At 70.7% G+C, this 19509-nt stretch carries 15 protein-coding genes; 9 read left to right on the top strand and 6 right to left on the bottom strand.

Translation table 11 applies throughout. The features are described 5' to 3' along the window. The first annotated feature begins 160 nt into the window (after positions 1 to 160). Positions 161 to 1222, top strand: coding sequence for a pentapeptide repeat-containing protein (locus tag ACTOQ2_RS25755; protein ID WP_440102866.1), 1062 nt, complete (start codon positions 161 to 163; stop codon positions 1220 to 1222). Positions 1223 to 1361: 139 nt separating this feature from the next. Here ACTOQ2_RS25755 and ACTOQ2_RS25750 read toward each other — a convergent pair whose 3' ends face one another. Then, the gene (locus ACTOQ2_RS25750; protein WP_440102864.1) at positions 1362 to 2198 is read right to left on the bottom strand and encodes an alpha/beta fold hydrolase; all 837 of its coding nucleotides are present in this window, start codon (positions 2196 to 2198) and stop codon (positions 1362 to 1364) included. Between the two features lie 166 nt (positions 2199 to 2364). Here ACTOQ2_RS25750 and ACTOQ2_RS25745 point away from each other — a divergent pair, with 166 nt between their 5' ends. Next, positions 2365 to 3054, top strand: a complete 690-nt coding sequence (locus ACTOQ2_RS25745; protein ID WP_440102862.1) for a permease prefix domain 1-containing protein — start codon at positions 2365 to 2367, stop codon at positions 3052 to 3054. 139 nt (positions 3055 to 3193) lie between these two features. Here ACTOQ2_RS25745 and ACTOQ2_RS25740 read toward each other — a convergent pair whose 3' ends face one another. Beyond that, positions 3194 to 3523 carry a PadR family transcriptional regulator gene (locus ACTOQ2_RS25740; protein ID WP_440067033.1) on the bottom strand — a complete coding sequence of 110 codons (330 nt, stop codon included), beginning with the start codon at positions 3521 to 3523 and terminating at the stop codon, positions 3194 to 3196. Positions 3524 to 3689: 166 nt separating this feature from the next. Between ACTOQ2_RS25740 and ACTOQ2_RS25735 the strand changes: the two genes are divergently transcribed. The 4 genes from ACTOQ2_RS25735 to cydC are packed head-to-tail and all read left to right on the top strand — an operon-like array spanning position 3690 to position 9275. After that, positions 3690 to 4874 carry a cytochrome ubiquinol oxidase subunit I gene (locus tag ACTOQ2_RS25735; RefSeq protein ID WP_440102860.1) on the top strand — a complete coding sequence of 395 codons (1185 nt, stop codon included), beginning with the start codon at positions 3690 to 3692 and terminating at the stop codon, positions 4872 to 4874. A 9-nt stretch (positions 4875 to 4883) separates the two neighbouring features. Beyond that, complete coding sequence (locus tag ACTOQ2_RS25730) at positions 4884 to 5654, top strand: cytochrome d ubiquinol oxidase subunit II (protein WP_440102859.1); 771 nt, start codon at positions 4884 to 4886, stop codon at positions 5652 to 5654. Positions 5655 to 5670: 16 nt separating this feature from the next. Continuing rightward, positions 5671 to 7476 (top strand): thiol reductant ABC exporter subunit CydD, encoded by a 1806-nt coding sequence (gene cydD / locus ACTOQ2_RS25725; RefSeq protein WP_440102857.1) that lies wholly within the window; start codon positions 5671 to 5673, stop codon positions 7474 to 7476. Continuing rightward, positions 7473 to 9275: a thiol reductant ABC exporter subunit CydC gene (gene cydC, locus ACTOQ2_RS25720; RefSeq protein WP_440102855.1), complete on the top strand. Its 1803-nt coding sequence runs from the start codon at positions 7473 to 7475 to the stop codon at positions 9273 to 9275. Before cydD ends, cydC begins: the two co-directional genes overlap by 4 nt. Before the next feature lie 47 nt (positions 9276 to 9322). Here the strand turns inward: cydC and ACTOQ2_RS25715 are convergent, their stop codons facing one another. From ACTOQ2_RS25715 to ACTOQ2_RS25705, 3 genes are read right to left on the bottom strand one after another with little or no spacing between them, the layout of a single operon-like run. After that, positions 9323 to 9673 (bottom strand): hypothetical protein, encoded by a 351-nt coding sequence (locus ACTOQ2_RS25715; protein WP_440102854.1) that lies wholly within the window; start codon positions 9671 to 9673, stop codon positions 9323 to 9325. Next, entirely contained in the window at positions 9666 to 9878 is a 213-nt protein-coding gene (locus tag ACTOQ2_RS25710) for a hypothetical protein (RefSeq protein ID WP_440102852.1), read from the bottom strand. The genes ACTOQ2_RS25715 and ACTOQ2_RS25710 overlap by 8 nt, the downstream gene beginning before the upstream one ends. Beyond that, complete coding sequence (locus ACTOQ2_RS25705; RefSeq protein ID WP_440102850.1) at positions 9871 to 10722, bottom strand: TnsA-like heteromeric transposase endonuclease subunit; 852 nt, start codon at positions 10720 to 10722, stop codon at positions 9871 to 9873. Before ACTOQ2_RS25705 ends, ACTOQ2_RS25710 begins: the two co-directional genes overlap by 8 nt. A 200-nt stretch (positions 10723 to 10922) precedes the next feature. On the opposite strand from ACTOQ2_RS25705, the gene ACTOQ2_RS25700 reads away from it, so the two are divergent. Continuing rightward, positions 10923 to 18236: a LamG-like jellyroll fold domain-containing protein gene (locus ACTOQ2_RS25700; protein WP_440102849.1), complete on the top strand. Its 7314-nt coding sequence runs from the start codon at positions 10923 to 10925 to the stop codon at positions 18234 to 18236. 199 nt (positions 18237 to 18435) lie between these two features. Here the strand turns inward: ACTOQ2_RS25700 and ACTOQ2_RS25695 are convergent, their stop codons facing one another. Further along, positions 18436 to 18603 (bottom strand): hypothetical protein, encoded by a 168-nt coding sequence (locus ACTOQ2_RS25695; RefSeq protein WP_440102847.1) that lies wholly within the window; start codon positions 18601 to 18603, stop codon positions 18436 to 18438. Positions 18604 to 18773: 170 nt separating this feature from the next. Between ACTOQ2_RS25695 and ACTOQ2_RS25690 the strand changes: the two genes are divergently transcribed. Further along, positions 18774 to 19025, top strand: coding sequence for a type II toxin-antitoxin system Phd/YefM family antitoxin (locus ACTOQ2_RS25690; RefSeq protein WP_440067042.1), 252 nt, complete (start codon positions 18774 to 18776; stop codon positions 19023 to 19025). After that, positions 19025 to 19447: a type II toxin-antitoxin system VapC family toxin gene (locus ACTOQ2_RS25685; protein ID WP_440102845.1), complete on the top strand. Its 423-nt coding sequence runs from the start codon at positions 19025 to 19027 to the stop codon at positions 19445 to 19447. Before ACTOQ2_RS25690 ends, ACTOQ2_RS25685 begins: the two co-directional genes overlap by 1 nt. The last annotated feature ends 62 nt before the right edge of the window (positions 19448 to 19509 follow it).

The following is a 19509-nucleotide window of genomic DNA, read 5'->3' as shown; positions in this document are numbered from 1 at the left end:
ACCGGAGCGTAAGGCTCTGTCCATCGCAGAACACTCACATATAAGTGGATAGACGGTGAAATCCAGAATGTTGACACTTCATGTCTATCCAGCCTGGCCAGATATGGCTTTCCTTGACCTAGAAGTCGCTTGCCCCGGCGTCCGCGGGTATCACTTGGACATGAGAACTCTGGACGTGGGTTGGGTGACCTGCGCCGCCTCCCCGGAGTGCGCCGGATCCGCGCGGCAGCCGTACGGCCGGTGCCTGGCCCATCTGGACGCCGCCGAGCTCGACGAGGTCGTCCGCGGGCTCTCCCCCGGCTCCGCCGTCGACCTGCGGGCCACCGTCGTCGGCAGGGATCTGCTGGAGCGGATCCTCGGCGCGACCCGGGGACGTCTGGGCCGGGCCAGGTTCGACTGGGCGACCTTTCCCGAGAGCGTGCGGTTCGGCGACATCGCCTTCGGCGGGGACGTCTCGTTCGACCACGCGCACTTCCGGCGCCTCGCCTCGTTCTTCGACGCCCGTTTCGCGCGCAACGTTTCCTTCCGGGAGGCCAGGTTCGACCGGGGGCTGTCCCTGCACGGTGTCGCCATCACCGGGCACGCGGCCTTCGACCGGGTCTCCATCGACGGTGACGCCCTGTTCGGGGGCGCGCTCTTCAACCGGACCGCGTCGTTTGAATGCGCTGATTTCCATGGTTTTGTCACCTTTGACGGCACCGGCTTCGCGGGCGACGCGACCCTGAGAGGGTGCAGGTTCCGCCGTACGGTGTCCTTCCGCAAGACGAGTTTCGGCGGGCTGGCCGGGTTCGACGGGGCGCGTTTCTCGGCGGGCGGCTACCTGGCCCCGATCTCGGTCGGCCGCCACCTCACCCTCGCCGGGGCGTGGGCGGGCAAGGGCCTCGACGTGACCACGGGCGGATGCTCGGTGGACCTGCGGCGCCTGGAGGTGGGCGGGCGGCTGAACGTCCGGCTCGACGACGCCGAGGCCGACCTGGAGGGGGCGACCCTGCACGGCCCCGCCACGGTGCGGGGCCGTGACGGCGCCCGGGTGACCTCGCTGCACGAGGTGGACGCCGAGGAGCTGGAGCTCGCCGACCTGGACCTCAGCACCTGCCTCTTCACCGGCATCCGCCACCCCGAGGGGCTCAGGATGAGCGGCTGCGCGCTCGCCGTCGTCCCGCGCGGTGCCCGGCTGGGGCTGCGCTGGTGGTCCCTGTGGCGCGCCCCCGACCACGGGTGAGACCTCCGCGCCGAACGGCGTGGTCCCGAACGCGGTCCCGGAGCGGTTCCAAGGCGGTTCCAAGGCGGTTCCGAGGCGGTTCCGAGGCGGTTCCGAGGCGGTTCCGAGGCGGTTCCGAGGCGGTTCCGAGGTGGTGGGACTAGGAGATCACTCGGGTGCTCTCCCCCGGGCCGATCTCGGCGAGGAAGGCCGTGACGTCGGCGGCGAACCGGCCGCTGCGGAACACCCCCAGGTGACCGAGGCCGGGATAGGTGATCAGGCGGCCGTCGCGGATCCCCTCGGCGGTCTCCCGGAAAAGCTCGACCGGGTAGTCGAGGTCCCTCTCACCGCCCAGGACCAGGGTGGGGGCGGCGACGTCGGCCAGGCGCCCGCCCAGGTCGAACCCGTCCTCCGCGCGGGCGAAGGCGAGCATGTCACGGGGGTCGCCGGGACGTACCAGCGGGTCCAGCAGCCACAGCAGCACTCCGACCAGAGCCCGCCCGGCGGGCGAGGCGGCGGCCGTGATCGCCTGGTGCTGCAGGCCGCGCCGCCCGGCGGCGACCGCCTCGGTGTAGCGGCGCTGCAGCCGCCTGACCTCCGGCGTGAGCCTGTGCGCCGCCCCGGCCACGACCAGCGCGCGCACCACGTCCGGATGGTCGGCCGCCAGTTGCAGCGCCACCGAACCCCCGGACGACAGGCCCAGCACGTCGACCGGCCCGTCGAACTCCGCGCGGAGCGCCTCGGCGTGCCGGGCGGCGATGTCGGCCATGGTGGTTCCCGAAGCCATGCCGGGAGCGCGGCCCACGGCGTACAGCCGGAAGTGGCGGGCCAGCGGGGCCAGCACCCGCAGTTCCACACCGCGCGCCAACCCGGCCGGGTTGGCGTGGGCGGGGGTGAACCAGCGCAGCACGACGAGCGGCGGGCCGTCGCCGAGGGCGTAGTACGGCAGGTCGTTGGCGAGCGTGCCCTCCCGCACCTTGAGGTCCCTGAATCTCACGACGAAGTCCTCCCTCCCGCCGGCGTCGCTGGATTCGAGCGTATGCGCAGGTGGGAACGGGTCGACTCGGGGTCTTCTCAGGGTCGTCCCCGATGCGCGGCTCCCGGCCGGGAGACCAGGATGGGAAACGCATACCCTGGACGGGAATCGGGCGACTGGAGAGTACATGGCAGGCACCGGGGTCATCGAGGACTACGTGACCGGGCTCAGCCGCACTCTCAGGGGTCCTCGGAGACCGAAGCTCGACCTGATCACCGAGGCGCGCGACAGCCTGCTCGACACCGCCGAGGCGTTGGAGGGCGACGGCCTGAGGCGCGACGAGGCCGAGCGGGCCGCGGTCGAGGAGTTCGGGCCGATCCGTGAGATCGCGCCCGGCTACCAGGAGGAGCTGTCCAAATCGGCGGGCCGGAGGCTGGCCGTCCTGCTGTTCGTCGGCGTGCCGCTCACCGCGATCATGTGGAACGTGATCTGGAAGATCTTCCCCAGCGCCCCGACGGCGTACGAGCGTATGCCGGACTGGTTCATCCTGGTCGCCCGCGGCGTGGACGCGCTCCAGATGTTCATCGGCCTGGTCGGCGGGCTCGCGTTGCTCGCGCTGGGCCGGGGACTGCGCAGGATCAGGCGGCCCCGGCTCGTCACCCGGGCCCTGGGCCTGTTCGTCTGGGCCATGATGCCGGTCATGCTCGTGTCGTGCGGGGCGCTGATGTTCGGCTCGCAGGATTCCGCCGGGTTCGGCGACTTCCTCCCGGGGGCCGTCGCGTCGCTGTTGAGCTACGCGATCTGGTCCGTGCAGCTGTACTGTGCCTTCCGCTGCCTGAGCATCACCCGGCGCGAGCCCGCCGTCGCGACCGCCTGAGCCCGGTGACCGTCTGAGCCCCGCGACCGCCTGAGCCCCGCGACCGCCTGAACCCTGTGACCGCCGAGCCTCGCGACCGTCTGAGCCTGGCGACCGTCCGAACCCGGTGGCCGTCTGAGCCCGGCGGCTCCGGGAGGCGTCAGCGGGTGGTGCGCGGTTCCAGGACGCTGCCGATGGCTCCGGCGAACTCCCGCCAGGCGGAGCGTTCGCCGGCGAGGGCCGTGCGCCCCGAGGAGGTCAGCCGGTAGGTGCGCCGCCTGCGCCCGCTCACCGTGGCCCACTCGCTGGCCAGGTATCCCGCCTGCTCCAGCCGTCGCAGCGCCGGGTAGACGGTGCCCGTCGGCACGTTCAGCGCGCCGCCGCTGCGCGCCTGGAGCGCCTCGATGATCGCGTAGCCGTGCAGCGGCTCGTGCTCCAGCACGGAGAGCAGCAGGGCGTCCATGTGACCGCGGAGAGCGTCGGGGTTCACCTGGTCACCTCCGCCCGCCGGACGGATCCCGTGTCACCGCACCCGGCGGTTCGTTCGCTTCGCTCGCTCACGTCGTCAGCCTACCTCTCGTATAGACATGCTACATGTAGGCGTTCTACATGTAGTATGTCTATAGGTAGACAAACATAACAATGGAGGTGAGACCGTGGACGTGCTCGACCTGGCCCGGACACAGTTCGCCGTGACAGGGAGCCTCCACTTCCTGTTCGTCGTGCTGACCCTGGGCCTGGCCCCCCTGATCGCGATCATGCACACCCGCTACGCCGTCACCGGCAAACCGGTCCACGAGCGGGCGACCCGCTTCTGGGGCCAGATCTACGTGATCAACTACGCGCTCGGGATTCTCACCGGGCTGGTGATGGAGTTCCAGTTCGGCATGAACTGGAGCGGCCTCTCGCACTACGCCGGGGACATCTTCGGCGCGCCGCTCGCGATCGAGACGCTCGGCGCGTTCTTCCTGGAGTCCACCTTCCTGGGCCTGTGGATCTTCGGCTGGCACCGGCTGCCGAAATGGCTCCACGTGGCGTGCATCTGGGTGGTGACGCTGACCGCCTACCTCTCCGCCTTCTGGATCATGGTGGCCAACTCGTTCCTGCAGAACCCGGCCGGAGCCGTGGAGCGCGACGGCCACCTGGTCCTGACCGACCTCGGCGCGCTGCTCACCAACCCGACGCTGACCATGGCGCTGCCTCACGTGCTCGGCGCGGGCCTGTGGACCGGCGGTTTCGTGGTGATGGGGGCCAGCGCGTACCAGCTGTTCCGGCGTACCGCCGAGCGGGAGTTCTTCACGAGCTCGCTCCGCACGGGAGTGATCACCTCGCTGGTCGGCTCGCTGCTCACGGTCGGGTTCGGCTACGCCCAGTTCGGCGCGATCGGCGCGGTCCAGCCGGGCAAGTTCGACGACGGGGGCCTGGCCGGGCTGGGACTCGGTTTCATGATCATGATCGGCCAGCTGCTCCAGATTCTCATCACGTTCGTGCTGGCGCCGACCGTGTACTGGCTGCCACGCTGGCGCTGGACGCACCCCGTGCTGATGGCGATCACCCCGCTGCCGTTCGTGGCGGCGATCCTCGGCTGGCTGGCCAGGGAGTCCGGCAGGCAGCCCTGGCTGATCAACGGGAAGCTGACCGTCGCCGACGCCATGTCCCCCGGGCTCACCTCCGGGATGGTCACCGTCTCGCTCATCGCCTTCGGCGGCGTGCTCGCCCTGCTCGCGGTGATCGACTACGTGCTGATCGCCCGTACCGTGCGGCGCGGGCCCGCCGCCGTCACCCTCGGCGCCGACGCGCCGGCCGACCCCACCGAGCGCGCGCACGCGCTCAGCCACTAGGGAGAGACTGTGGACATCCTCTGGCTCGGCGTGTTCGCCCTCCTGCTGATCGGCTACTTCGCCCTGGAGGGCTTCGACATCGGCGTGGGCATGCTCCTGCCCGTCCTCGGCAGGACACGGAAGGACCGGGACGAGATCGTCGCCGCCATGGCGCCGTTCATCCTGGCCAACGAGGTCTGGCTGGTGGCCGTGGCGGGCGTGCTGTTCGGCGTCTTCCCCTCGATCGAGGGGGACGTGCTGTTCGGCCTCTACCCGCTCGTGGTCTCCCTGCTGGTGTCGTGGATCGTCCGCGACGCCGGGCTCTGGTTCCGCCGCCGCGCCGACGGGAGCGCGTGGCGGTCGACCTGGGACTGGGCGATCGTCGTCGGCTCGTACGGCCTGGCGCTGAGCTGGGGCATGGCCCTGGTCGCGGTGGCCGGCGGCCTGACCGGGCCCGCGATCGGCCTGCCGGGACTGGCCGGCGGGCTGGTGGTGGCCGCGCTGCTCGCCTTCCACGGCCGGACGTTCCTCTCGTGGCGGCTGCCCGGGCGGGTGGCCGGCGCGCGCCGCACCGGCCGGGCGCTCCTGCTCTCCGCGTGCGCCGCCGCCGCGCCCGTCGCGGTGCTGCTCGCCGTGCTCGCCCCCTGGCTGCTCGACCGTACGGCGCCCGCCGGGACGCTAAGTGTGCTCAGTGTCATGATTCTTCCCTTCGCACCGGTCATGGTGGGTGCGCAAGTATGGGTATGGCGGACGTTCGGTCCCGGACGCGCCGCCTCCGATCGGGTTCCCTCGTTCTTCTGAGCTCTCTAGGGTTGGCATGCACAAGGATCTTGTACGGCTGGCACTGGGCGAGCGGGCCGTCCGCCGCCACCTGGCCGTGTGCCTGGCCGCCGCCGTCCTGACCGGGCTGCTCGTCCTCGTCCAGGCGGAGCTGCTCGCCGGGGTGCTGTCCGGGCGGTTCGCGGCCCCGGCCCTGATCCTGCTGGCGCTGGTCGTCGGCGTCCGGGCGCTCCTCGCCCTGGGGCAGGGGATCGCCGCCGGACGCATGACCACCGGGGTGAAGTCCGCCCTGCGGCACCGCCTGCTGGCGCGGGTGCGCGACCTGGGGCCCGTCAGGCCGGCCTCCCAGCGCTCGGGTGAGCTGGTGACGCTGACCGGCCGGGGTCTGGACGCCCTCGACCCCTACCTGACGGGCTACCTGCCCGCGGTGGCGGTCGCGGGCGTCGTGCCGATCGCGGTGCTCGTCCGGCTGTTCACCGCCGACCTGGCCAGCGCGGTGATCGTGCTGGTCACGCTGCCGCTCATCCCGATCTTCGGGGCGCTGGTCGGCATGCACACCAAGGCCGTGACGGAACGTCAGTGGAGAGCCCTTTCCCGCCTCGGCGGGCACTTCCTGGACGTGGTCAGGGGCCTTCCCACGCTGCGCGCCTTCGGCAGGGCCCGCTACCAGGCCGAGGTGATCCGGCGGGTGGCCGACGCCCACCGGGCGGCGACGATGCGCACGCTGCGGGTGGCGTTCCTGTCCTCGCTGGTGCTGGAGCTGGCCGCGTCGCTCTCGCTGGCCCTGGTGGCCGTCCCGGTGGGCCTGCGGCTGCTGTCCGGCTCCCTGGACCTGTCGGCCGCGCTGCTGGTCCTGCTCCTGGCGCCGGAGGCGTACCTGCCGCTGCGCAACATGGGCGGCAGGTTCCACGCGGCGATGGAGGGCGTCGCCGCCGCCGACGAGGCGTTCGGCGTGCTCGACGGCCAGGCGGAGCCGACGAAGGCGGAGGCGGGGGCGCGGCTTTCGCGCGACGAGCACGCGGGCACCCGTACGGCGACGGCAGGCGCGCCGGGACAGGGAAAAGGACCGAGCCCAGGCAGGGCGCCGGAGATCCGGCTGGAGCATGTCACGGTGCGTTACCCGGACCGTGAGGAGGCCGCGCTGGAGGACGTGTCGCTGGTGATCGCGCCCGGTGAGCGGGTGGCGCTGGTCGGCGAGAGCGGGGCGGGCAAGAGCACCCTGCTCCACCTGCTGCTCGGCTTCGTCACCCCCTCGGAGGGCAGGGTCCTGGTCGACGGCGCCGAGATCGGCGATCACGACTCCTGGCGCGCGCGGCTGGCATTCGTACCGCAGCGCCCGCATCTCTTCGCCACCTCGGTGGCCGACAACATCGGGCTCGGCGCCCCCGGCGCGACGATCGGCGAGATCAGGGCCGCGGCGCGGGCCGCGCAGGCCGACGAGTTCGTCACGGCGCTGCCGGAGGGCTACGACACCGTGCTCGGCGAGCGGGGGACCAACCTGTCCGCCGGGCAGCGGCAGCGGGTCGCGCTGGCTCGCGCGTTCTGCCGCCCGGACGCCGGGCTGCTCCTGCTGGACGAGCCGACCGCGCGGCTCGACGGCCGCAGCGAGGGCGCGATCGTGAGCGCGACCCGCGACCTCGCCGAGGGCCGTACCGCCGTGATCGTCGCCCACCGGCCCGCGATGATCGACCTGGCCGACCGGGTGATCCGGATCTCCGACGGCCGGGTGGTGGCCGAGAACGCAGGGGACGCCGGGAACACCGGGAACACCGGGAACATCGGGAACACCGAGGACGCCGAGGACAGGGCACCGGCGGGGACCCGAGAGGAGATCACCTCGTGACCGACGTCAGTGGGATCCCGGCAGCGGGCTGGACAGCCGAGCGACCGGCGAGCGAGGCGGACGGACGACCGGCGGACCGCGCGGATGAGCGACCGGCGGACCGGACGGGCGAACGACCGGCGGGCCGGACCGGAGGGCGGCTGGTCCTCGCCGCGGCGGGGGCGGCGGCGGCCGAGCTGGCCGGGCTCGGGCTGATCGGGTCCGCCGCGTGGCTCATCACCAGGGCCGCGGAGCAGCCGCCGCTGGCGGCGCTGAGCGTGGCGATCGTCGGGGTGAGGGCGTTCGCGACGACCAAGGGCGTCTTCCGCTACGGGGAGCGCCTGGCCGGTCACGACGTGGCGCTGCGGGCCCAGGCGACGACCAGGGAGCGGCTCTACCAGGCGCTCATTCCCGCGGGATCGTCGAACAAGCGCGGAGCCGACCTGCTCAGCCGCATGGTCGACGACACCGACGCGGTACAGGACCTGCTGGTGCGCTGCCTGCTTCCGGCGGTCGCGGCGCTGGTCACCGGGGTGGCCGCGGTGGTGATCGGGCTGTTCCTGCTTCCGGCGGCGGCACTGACGCTCCTGGCCGGGCTGCTGGTGGCCGGGGTGCTGATCCCTGCGGGCACGGCCGCCGCGGCGCGGCGCTGGTCGGCGCGGATCGCGCCCGCGCGGGCGGACCTGGCGGCCCGGGTCGCCGACCTCGTGCACGGCGCGGCCGACCTGGCCGCCTACGGGGCGGACGAGCGGGCACTGGCCGCCGCCGCCGAGACCGACGCCCGGCTGGCGGCGCTGGAGCGCAGGCAGGCGCGGGCGAACGCGATCGCCTCGGCCCTGGGCCTGCTCACCCAGGGACTCACCGTGGCGGCCGTCGTGCTGCTGGCGATGAGCTCCGGGGTGGGGGCCGTGGCCACCGCGGTGCTCGCGCTGGTCTCGCTGGTGTCCTTCGAGCCGGTGCTGCCGATGGCCGCGGCCGGGGAGCGGCTGACCGGGGTGCTCGCCGCCCTGCGCCGCCTGCGGGAGGTGGGCGCGACCCCGCCGGCGGTGGCCGAGCCGGCCGTTCCCGTCGCGGTCCCCGCCGGGCCGCCCACCGTCGAGATCGAGGACCTGGTGGTACGGCACGGCGCCGGGCTTCCCGCCGCGCTGGACGGCGTGAGCCTGACGCTCACCCCCGGCAGGCGCGTCGCCCTGGTCGGACCCAGCGGAGCGGGCAAGAGCACCCTGCTGTCGGCCCTGATGCGCCTCGTCGAGCCCGAGTCGGGGACGATCCGGGTCGGCGGGGTGGACGTCCGGGAGCTGGCGGCCGACGACACCCGGCGGGTGATGACCGGGCTGACGCAGGATCCGTACGTGTTCCAGACGTCGCTGCGCGACAACCTGCGGCTGGCGGGCCCGGAGGCCGGTGACGAGGAGCTGGCCGAGGCGGTGCGGCGGGCACGCCTGGACCGGTGGGTGGAGCGGACCGGCTGGGACGCGGTGCTCGGGGAGGACGGGCGCACGGTGTCCGGGGGCCAGCTGCAGCGGCTGGCGCTGGCGCGGGCGCTGCTGCACGACCCGCCGGTGCTGCTGCTGGACGAGCCCGCCGAGGCCCTGGACGAGACGACGGCGGACGCGCTCATGGCCGACCTCCTGGACGCCACCCACGGCCGTACGACGCTGCTCGTCACGCACCGCCTGCGCGGGCTGGAGCTGATGGACGAGATCGTCGTACTGGAGAACGGCTCGGTGACGCAGCGGGGCACCCACGCGGAGCTGGTGTCCTCCCCCGGCTACTACCGCGACCTGTGGCGCTCGGAGGCCCTGACCGCCGACCGGTGAGCGCTTCCGGAGTACTCCCCGACCGCGTCAAGGGAGCCGGAGACACCTCACGTAGTTCCGCGAGTACGAGGCTGTGTTCCCTCGGGTGCGCCCAGCGGGAGCCCGGTCTCCACCTCCACCAGATGCCGCTCCCACTCCCGGGCAGCCGTCAGCACCTGTTCTGGCAAGGTGGCCAACAACCCCAGCGGCGGCACCCGCGCCACGCGCCCGTCGCCCTGACCTCCCTCGCCCAAGACGGCGAAGTCCGGCGCAGCCTGCAGATACGGCGCCAGCACCACACTGGCCTCGTTCGCCGTCGACAACAACCGCACCGCGTTGCCGGACAATGCCACCACCTGGTGCTCGGCGCCCTCGAACCGCACCCGGTCGCCGATGCGCAGCACCGACCGGTCAACCACGACGGCCCCCTGCCCCCACGGCCGTCTTCACGATGCTGCGGTCACTGAGCACCAAAGACAGATCCGCCTCCAGCTCGTGCCGCCACATCAGGTGAAACAGCACCGGCAGCGTCGCGGTTGGATCCCCGACCAGCTCGGCCCCGTCCATCAGGGCAAGCGGTTGGGCGAACACCTCACGCAACCGGGCCGCGACCGCCTCATCCATGCACCGCGGATGCCGGTAACCCGCCAACCACCGCTGGTTGGCCACCACCACCCCATTCATCGTGCCCCCACACCGCATACCGCCATCCCAGCAGGTCACACGCCTGCTGCGTGGCCTGGAACGCCTCCCGGTCACTCTCACCGATCCGGTCCAACGGCCGTGAGTCCAGCACCAGCACCCCGCCCCCGGCCACCCGGACGAAGAAATCAGGAGCATGTCTGCGCGGTCGGCCATCGACGCTCCATCGCAGCCAAAACGGCTGTGACGCAACCGCTGTCACCACCGGATCGAAATCGATCGCGATCAGGTGGTCCCGCTCAACCCACGACTCGAACCCAACCAGGCGGCCCATCGTCGCCGACCAGTACCAGCCCGGATAGTTCCGCTGCCCCGCGTACGACGGAAACGACCGGACCGGACGAGCCGCCTCCAGCTTCACCCGGCTCAGCTCCTCCAGCTTCACCGACCGTTCGACGCCGTCCGCATCCACATAGGCCACATCGAATCTGCTGGCCGCCTCCAGCGAATCTGCACTCACCTGGTCATCGTGGCCACATCTCTGCGGAATCGGCCACAACGATGACCTGACAGCGGCGGGCCGCTTGGCGAGCCAGGCCAGGTACACCCGGACCCGGGAGGCGTAGGTGCGGCGGGTGCCGGCCGACAGTGGCACCTCCTCCAGCGCGACGGCGTACTCGGCGAGGTGTCGTTTGTAGGTGGCAGGCAGCGGGGTGGGGCGGGCGCCGCGCCGCTTGGCGGGAACGTCGTCCGTTCCGGTCTTCGTGTTCTCGGAAGTTGCCGGCGGGGATTGCGACCCGGCCGGAGTTGGATTCCCGGAAGTCACCACCGGAGTGTACTTCCGAGAACCGGTCATTCTCAGAAGCCGCCCGAACGGGAGCACTGCCATTTCACCGCCGCGAGGCGCGATACCCGCCGGGGGTGGAGATAAAGCGATGAGGATGGCCGAATGTGGTCGCTGTGACCGTATTGATCAGAAATGCGATTGGGGTCAGTGTGAGTGGACTTCAGCTCACGGAGGTGGCTATGGCGGCTCAGGATTCCCTGCTCAAGGTGTACAGCGATCGGACGTACGCGCATGTGGCGATGGTCCGGCACCAGGGTGTCACGGTGGCGTTCGCGATGGACGCGGCGCGACGGATCGTTTACAACGTCCTGGATCTGAGCAAACAGGATGCCACCAAGGGCGTGCTGGACTCCGCGTACTGGGCCGACAACCTAGTCGAACTGCCGTTCCCGACAGAGATCACCGAGGTCGGCTACAGCATCGCGGGCGCGACGGCGATGCCGACGGTCAAGCGGGGCGGCCGGATAGAGGCCAAGGCGAGCGAGCAGCTCGACCCCGAAGAGACCGACAGGTTCCTCTCCACGACCGCGCGGCTCTCGGCGGCGGCCCCGTTCCAGGTGATCTCGGACGGCACCTACGTGGTGGTGTTGCGGCAGTCGATCCCCGACGGCCACGCCGACGCGGTCTACAAGCTGACCGGCGGCGGCTGCTCCGGCGACGCGGCCGCGACCGGCTACCTGCTCAGCGGCGGCAAGAAGGTGCCGCTCGTCCGTGACACGCTCTTATGCGACCGCTTCCTGCTGGTGGAGGGGAAGCTCAAGCCGGTGCTGGAGGTGCGCTTCCGGCGCAGCCGCCACGCCTCCCGGCCCGACTCGGCCAAGGACACGCTGGGCACCGAGGACATGGAGAGCCGGCCGTTCTACGAGCCGACCCGGGAGCTCTCCTTCATCCGCAACCTGAGCGGCGGGCGGTTCACGGCGGTGCTGGTGCCGACCGCGATCAGCGGCAGGTGGCGGTGGCAGATCTTCGCGTACAACAGCGTCACCGACCGCGTCGACGGCTTCAACATCGAGCAGGACGCGGACGGCGGCTTCAACACCCAGGGCACCCGCTACTACACCAGCCCCGACCCCAGGTACCGCGACTCCGTCTTCGAGCGCGCCCCGGGCAAGTGCCCCTTCACCAACCTGGATCTGGTGCCGGTGGCGGGCGTCGCGGGGCACGCGGAGACCGCGCTGCTGCTGGACGGCACGGCCGGGCACGTTGACCTGGGCACCCCTGGAGCGCTCCAGTTCGGCCCCGGGGCGTACACGATCGAGGCGTGGATCAAACCGGCGGCCCTCGGCGGGACCGTCCTGGCCAAGGGCACGGTCTGCCAGTTCGGGGTGAACGCGAACGGCACGGTCTTCCTCGCCCACAACGGCGGGGCCTGGTCGGTGACCTCGCTCGAGCCGATCGCGCTGAACGAGTACACCCACGTGGCCGGGGTCTACGACGGGAGCAAGGCGACCGTCTTCATCAACAGCAGGGCGAGCCAGAGCGCGAGCCTGCAGTACCAGGCGGGCCAGGCCGCACCGGTCCTGATCGGCGCGGCCAACAACACGGGGCAGCCGGCCAAGTTCTTCAACGGCGAGATCGACGAGGTACGGCTCTGGGACCGCGCCCGCACGACCGAGGAGCTGAAGCGGGAACTGGGCCACCGCCTGATCGGCAACGAGCCGGATCTGCTCTCGTACTACCGCTTCGACGAGGGGTCGGGCACGACCGCCTACGACCAGAGCGACCGCGCCGCCAACGGCACGCTCCGCGGCGGGGTGCGGTGGGTGGGCTCGCAGGCCCCGGTGGGCGATCACCCCGGCGTGCGCCGCGAGAGCTTCTCCGTCAAGGACCGGAGCGTGGTCTCCGGGCTCTCCGCCGTCATCTACCACCAGCAGCAGTCCACCGCCGTCGGATACAGCACGACCGCCAAACCGGCCAAACGCCAGGCGCGGGTGCTGCTCGCCTTCGCCACCAAGACCGCCGCCGACAAAGACGGCCAGGTGGCGGCCGTGGACTTCGGCGTGGGCCGGGACGGGCGGCTGACCCAGGCGCCCGACCTGCTGGACCTGCCGCTGCTGGACCGCCCGAAGCAGAGCCAGGACCTGGACGCGATCAGCGCGCTGGAGCAGCGGATCAAGTCGCTGGAGACCGAGGTGCGGGACCTGCCCATGGAGATCGACCGGATCTTTAAGGCCGCCGGGAACATCCCCGCGCTCCAGGCCGAGTATGACAGGCAGGCCACGATCGCCGCCCGCTGGCAGCAGAACCTCGATGGCGACAAGGGCAATTACCTGGCCTGGCTATGGCGGCTGGAGCTGAAGGGGTCTCCCGACCGGCCGGTCATCGCGGTCCTGAACGACAGCCCCGATGCGGGGGCGGACCTGGTGCGAACCGCCGACCGCAACTCGCCCACCGGTCTGTGGAAGTTCGACAAGGTGCCCACGACGACCACCAACTTCTTCTGCCGGGTCATCAACGTCTTGTCGGGCAAATTCATCAACGTGTTCGGCTCCTCGAGCTTCGACAATGCGCAGCTCAACCAGCAAGGAGGCGGCGCGGAGTTCCGCCTGGATCAGGTCGGTGACTACCACCGGCTCGTCAACAACAACGGGTCCGCCGTCTCCTCGTCGGGCTCCGGCAACACGGTGGTCCAGTCGCGAATGGCCACGGTAGATGATTCCGGGCTTATCAAGATGGTGCCCGTCAAGCATGCGAGCGGCTGGGACACCTACCTGAAGGACGCGCAGACCGCGGTCGTCAACCTCCGCATCGCCATTGACGAGGCGCGCGCGGCGCAGACCAAGGTCGACGGGCTGCGCCGCACCCTGGCCACCAAGACCACCGATCTGGACACGGCGCGCAACCAGCTCGCCCAGATGACCGGCGCGGCCCAGGGGTCGACCGATCTGACGGTGGCCATGCCGCTGCTGGCCCTGGACCGCACCGGGCTGAGCTGCGCCGGAGCCGTGCTGGGCTTCGCTCGATGCGCCGACGCGCCCACCCTGATGGAGAGCGCCACCGGCAACGTGGTGCTCTACTTCCGGGGCGTCAACGACCAGTTCTTCGCCGCCTACCTCGACACCTTCGTGATCCCGTCGACGCAGGAGCTTCCCGTCGACAGCGGCGCGGTCCTCTTCACGGCCCGTGACGCGGGCATCGACCTGGGCGCGCTCACCATCACGGTGACCGACGGCGACTCGCCCAGCCGATGCGACCTGACCATCTCCGGCGGCCAGGAGGGCGAGACCTGGCGCTCGCTGCCGCGCGACACCGCGCGGCTGGCCGCAGTGCTGGCCGGAGCACCGGGCGAGCCCGTCAGGCTCGGCATGGTGGCCAGGGTGAACGGCACGCAAGTGGAGCTGGCCGAGCCCCTGACGACCGCCGTGCCGAAGGCCTCCCACATCATGATCGGCTCCGACGGCTACAGCGCCGGCGCTGACCACGCGGTGGGGGCCAAGAGCCTCACCCTGACCGCCGCCAGCCAGACGATCACCGCAGGGGCCCTGGTCACCCTGGCCGGCTACGACTACCAGCGGGCCGTCTGCGCCCGTCCCGGAGTGCCGCTGACGGAGGGTTCGCGCCTGGTCGTCCTCACCGCGGGCACCGTCGCCTCCATCGCGAACGGAACCGCCAGACGCCTGGTCAGCGGGCACGGCTCCCGCTGGCGTGGCGAGATGCCGGGCCGCGCCTACTCCTTCGACGGCCGCCAGCAGCACCTGCGCCTGCCCGCCGCCCAGTTGGAGCGCGTGACGGTGACCGGCGACCTGACCATGGAGAGCTGGGTGAACGTCGGGCCGGTGAACGGCAAGGCCAGGATCCTGCAGGCCAACAGCGGCCAGTCGCAGTACACGCTGGCGCTCGCGGACGCCCCGTTGAAGACCGCCAAGGCGTTCAACGGCGCCGAATCCCACGAGCTGAGCAGGAGCATCGAACTGGCCAACAGGGACTTCACCATCGAACTGTGGGCACGGCTCGAGCCCGGGCAGACCAACACCCAGCCGCTGCTCCTCCACGGCTACCCGATGGGGGCGCAGAACCAGACGCTGCACCTGCAGATCCACGCCAACAACACCTTCGGCTTCAGCCTCTACGGCGACGACCTCAACGTCAACCTGCCCTCCCTGGACCTGGGATGGCACCACTGGACGGTGGTGTACGAGAACGCCACCCGCACCCAGATCCTCTACCTCGACGGCACCGAGGTCGGCCGCCGCATCTCCAACGCCCCCTACACCGGGCGCGGCCCGCTCCTCCTGGGCCACAAGCCCTTCGCCGGCCACTACCTGGCCGGCCAGCTCGACGAGGTACGCGTCTGGGGCCGCATCCGCACCCCCAACGAGATCAGCAGTGAGCGCAACCAGCGGCTCTCGGGCCGCGAGCCCGGCCTGCTGGGCTACTGGACCTTCCCCGGCACCTCGGCCAAGCCCTCCCCGATCAAGGGGTACCAGCTGGTGGCCGGGGTCGGCGGCCGTTTCGTCCGCAGCCAGGATGCCTTCCCCTGCAACGAGTGGACGCACCTGGCCGCCGCCTTCCAGCAGTCCTGGGCCGTCAAGCTGAACGGCGGCGCCTACCTGGAGGTGGCCAAGGACGAGGTGCTGAACGTGACCGAGGACCTCACCCTCGAGGTCTTCCTCCAGGCCGATCAGCTCGGCGGCACCATGGGGCTGGTCTCCAAGGGCGAACTGGGCTTCTCCGGCGGTGTGCCGTACCAGCTCAGTGTGCGGGGCGACGGCAAGCTGGAGTTCGCCTTCGAGGAGCCCGGCGGCAAGATCGTCCGCTACACCTCCACCATCGGCATCACCCCGAAGGCCTTCCAACGGGTGGCCGTCGTACGGAAGGGCCGCAAGGTGGAAGTCTCCACCTCCGCCCAGACCCCGCCGGACACCAACCCCGGAAAGGACATCCGCTTCTACATCAACGGGCAGCCGGCCGGCGCCGAACACTACACCGGCCCCGGAGCCCAGAGCAACAGCAGCAACCTGATCATGGGCAAGGTGGGATCCACCTCGACCTTCGCCGGTGTGCTGGCCGAGGTGCGCATCTGGAACGTGGCCCGCGAGGCGGCCCAGCTCGGCCTGCCGGTCGTCGGGCGCGACAGGGGGCTGCTGGCCCGCTGGCCCTTCGAGGAGAACAGCGGCAACGTCACCCTCGCCGCCGACGGCTCCTACCCGGCGCGCCTGCGCGCCACCCAGTGGGTGCGCGACCCCGATCCGACCGCCAGCCCGTTCCGCCTGTACCGCAACGGCGTGCCGGTCGTCGCCGACCCCATCCCTGACCCGGGCCCTGCCGACTACGGCGACCAGCAGCTCACGCTGGGCGCGCGGCTGCTCTCCGGCGCGGTGGGCGAGCCGTTCAGCGGCATGCTGGAGGAGGTGAGGCTCTGGCGTACGGCACGGAGCGGGGAGCAGATCCTCGACAACCTCTTCACCCGCCTCAAGGGCGAGAAGCAGGAGCTCGTCGGCTACTGGCCCTTCGACCGCGACTCCACCTCGCCCACCGCGACCGAGGTGCACGACGAGGGCCTGCGGGGCAACCACCTCGAATTCCCCGCCTCGGCGCGCCCGCGCCCGATGCTCTCCAACGCCCCCATCGCCACCGACACCGCCCAGGTGCGCTCCGCGCTGGCCGCCATCCGCACCCCCTTCCACGACATGATCGGCGCCACCCCGGCCGTCGGCGAGTACGCCGACATGCAGCAGACGGTCAAGGGCGAGCCGTTCGGCGTGCTCAAACGCTGCTACAGCTACCTGCGCCAGGGCCGCTGGCACCTGGTGACCGGCTACAAGGTCGGCAACCTCGTCTCCGAGTGGGTGGGCCAGGCCCAGTTCGACCCGCAGCTCATCGGCTACATCGAGAGTGCCCCGCCGGTGCCGTCGGAGAACCTGACCGGCGCCGACTCCTTCGCCGGCGCCTCCTCCGTGGAGTTCACCGAGGCCGACCAGGTCACCTACAGCATGTCCTCCAACCGCAACAGCAGCATCGACACCTCCTTCGGCGTCTCGCTCGGCCAGGACTCCGACCAGAACCTGATGACGATCACCGCGCCGCTCGGCGTCGGGACGGCCATACCGATCCTGGAGATCGACTACAAGCTCTCGACCACGACGAACCTGGAGTTCTCCAACGCCTGGTCGAGCGAGACCAAGCTCTCCCAGGGCCAGAACACCACGCGGGCGGCCAAACTCCGGCTCACCGGAAACCTGGAGGACCCCACCCAGCTGCTCAACTCCGCCGTCGGCCGCCGCTACGTGCCCGCCAACACGGGCTTCGCGCTGGTGCAGTCGGAGACGGCCGACATCTTCGCGCTCCGCCTGGCCCACACCGGCGCGCTGGTCGCCTACCGGATGTCGCCCAACCCCGACATCCCCAAGGACTGGAACATCATCACCTTCCCGGTCAACCCCCGCTACACCAAGCAGGGCACCCTGGACGGCGCGGTCGGCTTCGACGACCGCGGCAAGGTCCTCGATCCCGACTATCCTGCCGCCGCCGGCTACGGCCAGCACAGCTTCTTCAAACCCCAGGAGGCGTACACGCTCAAACGCCGCATCACCCGCGACCAGCAGCGGCTGCGCGCCTACTACGAGGCCGTCTCCGTCCAGACCCATGCCCCCGATCAGACGCAGGCGCAGGCCCGGAAGATCCTGCGGGGCATGGGCGTGACCGCCGAATCCCCTTCGGGCGGCGACCGCAACGCCAACAGCTCGACCCCTGACAAGTTCTCCCACCGCGACCTGGTCAACACCTACGTCTGGACGGCCAAGGGCGGCTTCTTCGCCGAGACCACCCAGGCCACCGACGCCGTCACGCAGACCCACAGCGGCACCTACGCCTTCAAGACGAGCGAGTCGTTCAGCGTCGACTTCACCATCAAGGCCCTCGGCGTCGGCCTGGCCGGAAACATCGACGCCTCCGTCGGCGGCAGCACCTCCGTGACCCGCTCCCGGGCCAAGGACGTCAGCCGCACCTTCGGCCTCACCGTCGACTGCGCGCCCTCCGGGGACCTGCAGCGGTACGACAACGGCAAACCCGTCTTCACCGCGCAGGGCAAGCCCGTCCTGGTGCCGGGGAAGGTGGACGCCTACCGCTTCCTCACCTTCTACCTCGGGGAGAGCAGCGCCAACTTCGACGACTTCTTCCACAAGGTCGTCGATCCGATCTGGCTGGCCAACAGCGGCGCCCCCGACGCCGCCGCGCTCCGCCAGGCCCGCCAGACCGCCACCAAGCCGCCCTGCTGGCGGGTGATGCACCGGGTCACCTTCGTCAGCCGGGTGCTCCCGCCCGTCCCGCCGCCGGGCGCGCCGCCGGTCGAACGGGCGATGCGGGCCGAGAACATCGCCAGCAACTACGAACTGATCCAGCGTCTGGCCCCCTATACCCGCACCGCCACGGCGAGCAAGGCGGTACTCGCCACCGCCACCCGGGCCGCGCTCGCCAAGCACCTGCCCGAACTGCTGCCCCACGCCGCCGAGGTCATCGACTACCTGGTCGATTACCACGGCCTCCACGACTGACCCGCGCCTTCCGGCACTCAGCGGGTGCGGCCCGGCGATGACATGATCACGCCGGGCCGCACCCGCGACCGCGAACGCATTCGGCCGAAGTCCAGCCGCTACGGCGCGACGTCCATAGCGCGCTCCGCCGCCCCCTCAACCTGAGCCGGCTGCAGCAGGCTCTCCAGTACGGTGGCCACCAGCATCGCCGAAGAGGTGATCAGCGGCGCATCAGCCCACCCGCGTGCGAGTCGGCCACCAGCGCCATCAGAGCCGTCTCCAGCTCCACCCGGCTCGGCTTTTCCAGCGTCACCGACCGCTCGACGCCGACCGGGTCCATGTAGCACGCGTCGAATCTGCTGGCCGCCTCCGGCGAATCTGCACTCACCTGGTCATCGTGGCCACATCTCCGCGGACTGGCCACCTACTTGGCCAGATCTCCTCGGAATCGGCCACATCAACGATGACCTGACACCGACCGAGCAGGTGGCGTCTGTCGCTGCGTGTGATCTTGCATTGTCCTACGCTGGGTCTGGACAGACTAGACAGGAGATCCTCATGGGCGGATGGCAGGTTCAGGAGGCGAAGCAGCGCTTCAGTGAGGTCGTCCGGCGGGCGATGAGCGAGGGTCCCCAGGTGGTCACCCGGCACGGAGAGGAGGTAGCCGTGGTCATCGACATCACCGAGTATCGCCGTCTCAAAGGAGAGGACCCCGACTTCGGGCGATTCCTTCTCGCCGCCCCCGACTGGGACGATGACATCGAGTTTCCCCGGAACCGGGACTTACCTCGAGAGGTGGGTTTCGACTGATGGGCATCGGCTATCTGCTCGACACGAATGTGGTCTCCGAAGTGCGCAAGCGAAACGGGAGCCCGTACGTCAAGGACTGGATAGGCGGGGCTCACGGACTCACGCTCTACCTTAGCAGCCTGACGGTCGGTGAGATCCGCTGCGGAGTCGAGCGTCGCCGGCACAGCGACCCCACGCAGGCGACGATCCTGGAGCGCTGGCTCCACGGACTGCACCGACAGTTCAGCGACCGCATCGTTCCCGTCACCTCCGAAGTCGCGGAGGAGTGGGGGCGACTGAACGCCATCCGCCCGCTCCCCACGGCGGACGGCTTGATCGCCGCGACGGCCAGGGTGAACGGATGGACCCTGGTCAGCAGGAACGTCAAGGATTTCGAGGGGACGGGCGTGTCCGTGGTCAACCCTTTCGAGCCGCCGCACTGACAAGAGAACGCGGTGGCCCGACGAGCGATCACGTCCTGGTGTGGCGGTGTTCGGCACCGGAC

Source organism: Streptosporangium sp. H16, from assembly GCF_051918855.1.
GTDB lineage: Bacteria > Actinomycetota > Actinomycetes > Streptosporangiales > Streptosporangiaceae > Streptosporangium.
Note: the sequence above shows the minus strand (reverse complement) of the source record. Positions and strands in the feature narration are given on the sequence as shown.

Excerpts from the sequence above, each read along its gene's own strand:
- ACTOQ2_RS25755 (WP_440102866.1), top strand. The coding sequence starts at position 161 with ATGAGAACTCTGGACGTGGGTTGGGTGACCTGCGCCGCCTCCCCGGAG.
- ACTOQ2_RS25745 (WP_440102862.1), top strand. The coding sequence starts at position 2,365 with ATGGCAGGCACCGGGGTCATCGAGGACTACGTGACCGGGCTCAGCCGC.
- cydD (WP_440102857.1), top strand. The coding sequence starts at position 5,671 with ATGCACAAGGATCTTGTACGGCTGGCACTGGGCGAGCGGGCCGTCCGC.
- ACTOQ2_RS25710 (WP_440102852.1), bottom strand. The coding sequence starts at position 9,878 with ATGGATGAGGCGGTCGCGGCCCGGTTGCGTGAGGTGTTCGCCCAACCG.
- ACTOQ2_RS25700 (WP_440102849.1), top strand. The coding sequence starts at position 10,923 with ATGGCGGCTCAGGATTCCCTGCTCAAGGTGTACAGCGATCGGACGTAC.
- ACTOQ2_RS25690 (WP_440067042.1), top strand. The coding sequence starts at position 18,774 with ATGGGCGGATGGCAGGTTCAGGAGGCGAAGCAGCGCTTCAGTGAGGTC.
- ACTOQ2_RS25685 (WP_440102845.1), top strand. The coding sequence starts at position 19,025 with ATGGGCATCGGCTATCTGCTCGACACGAATGTGGTCTCCGAAGTGCGC.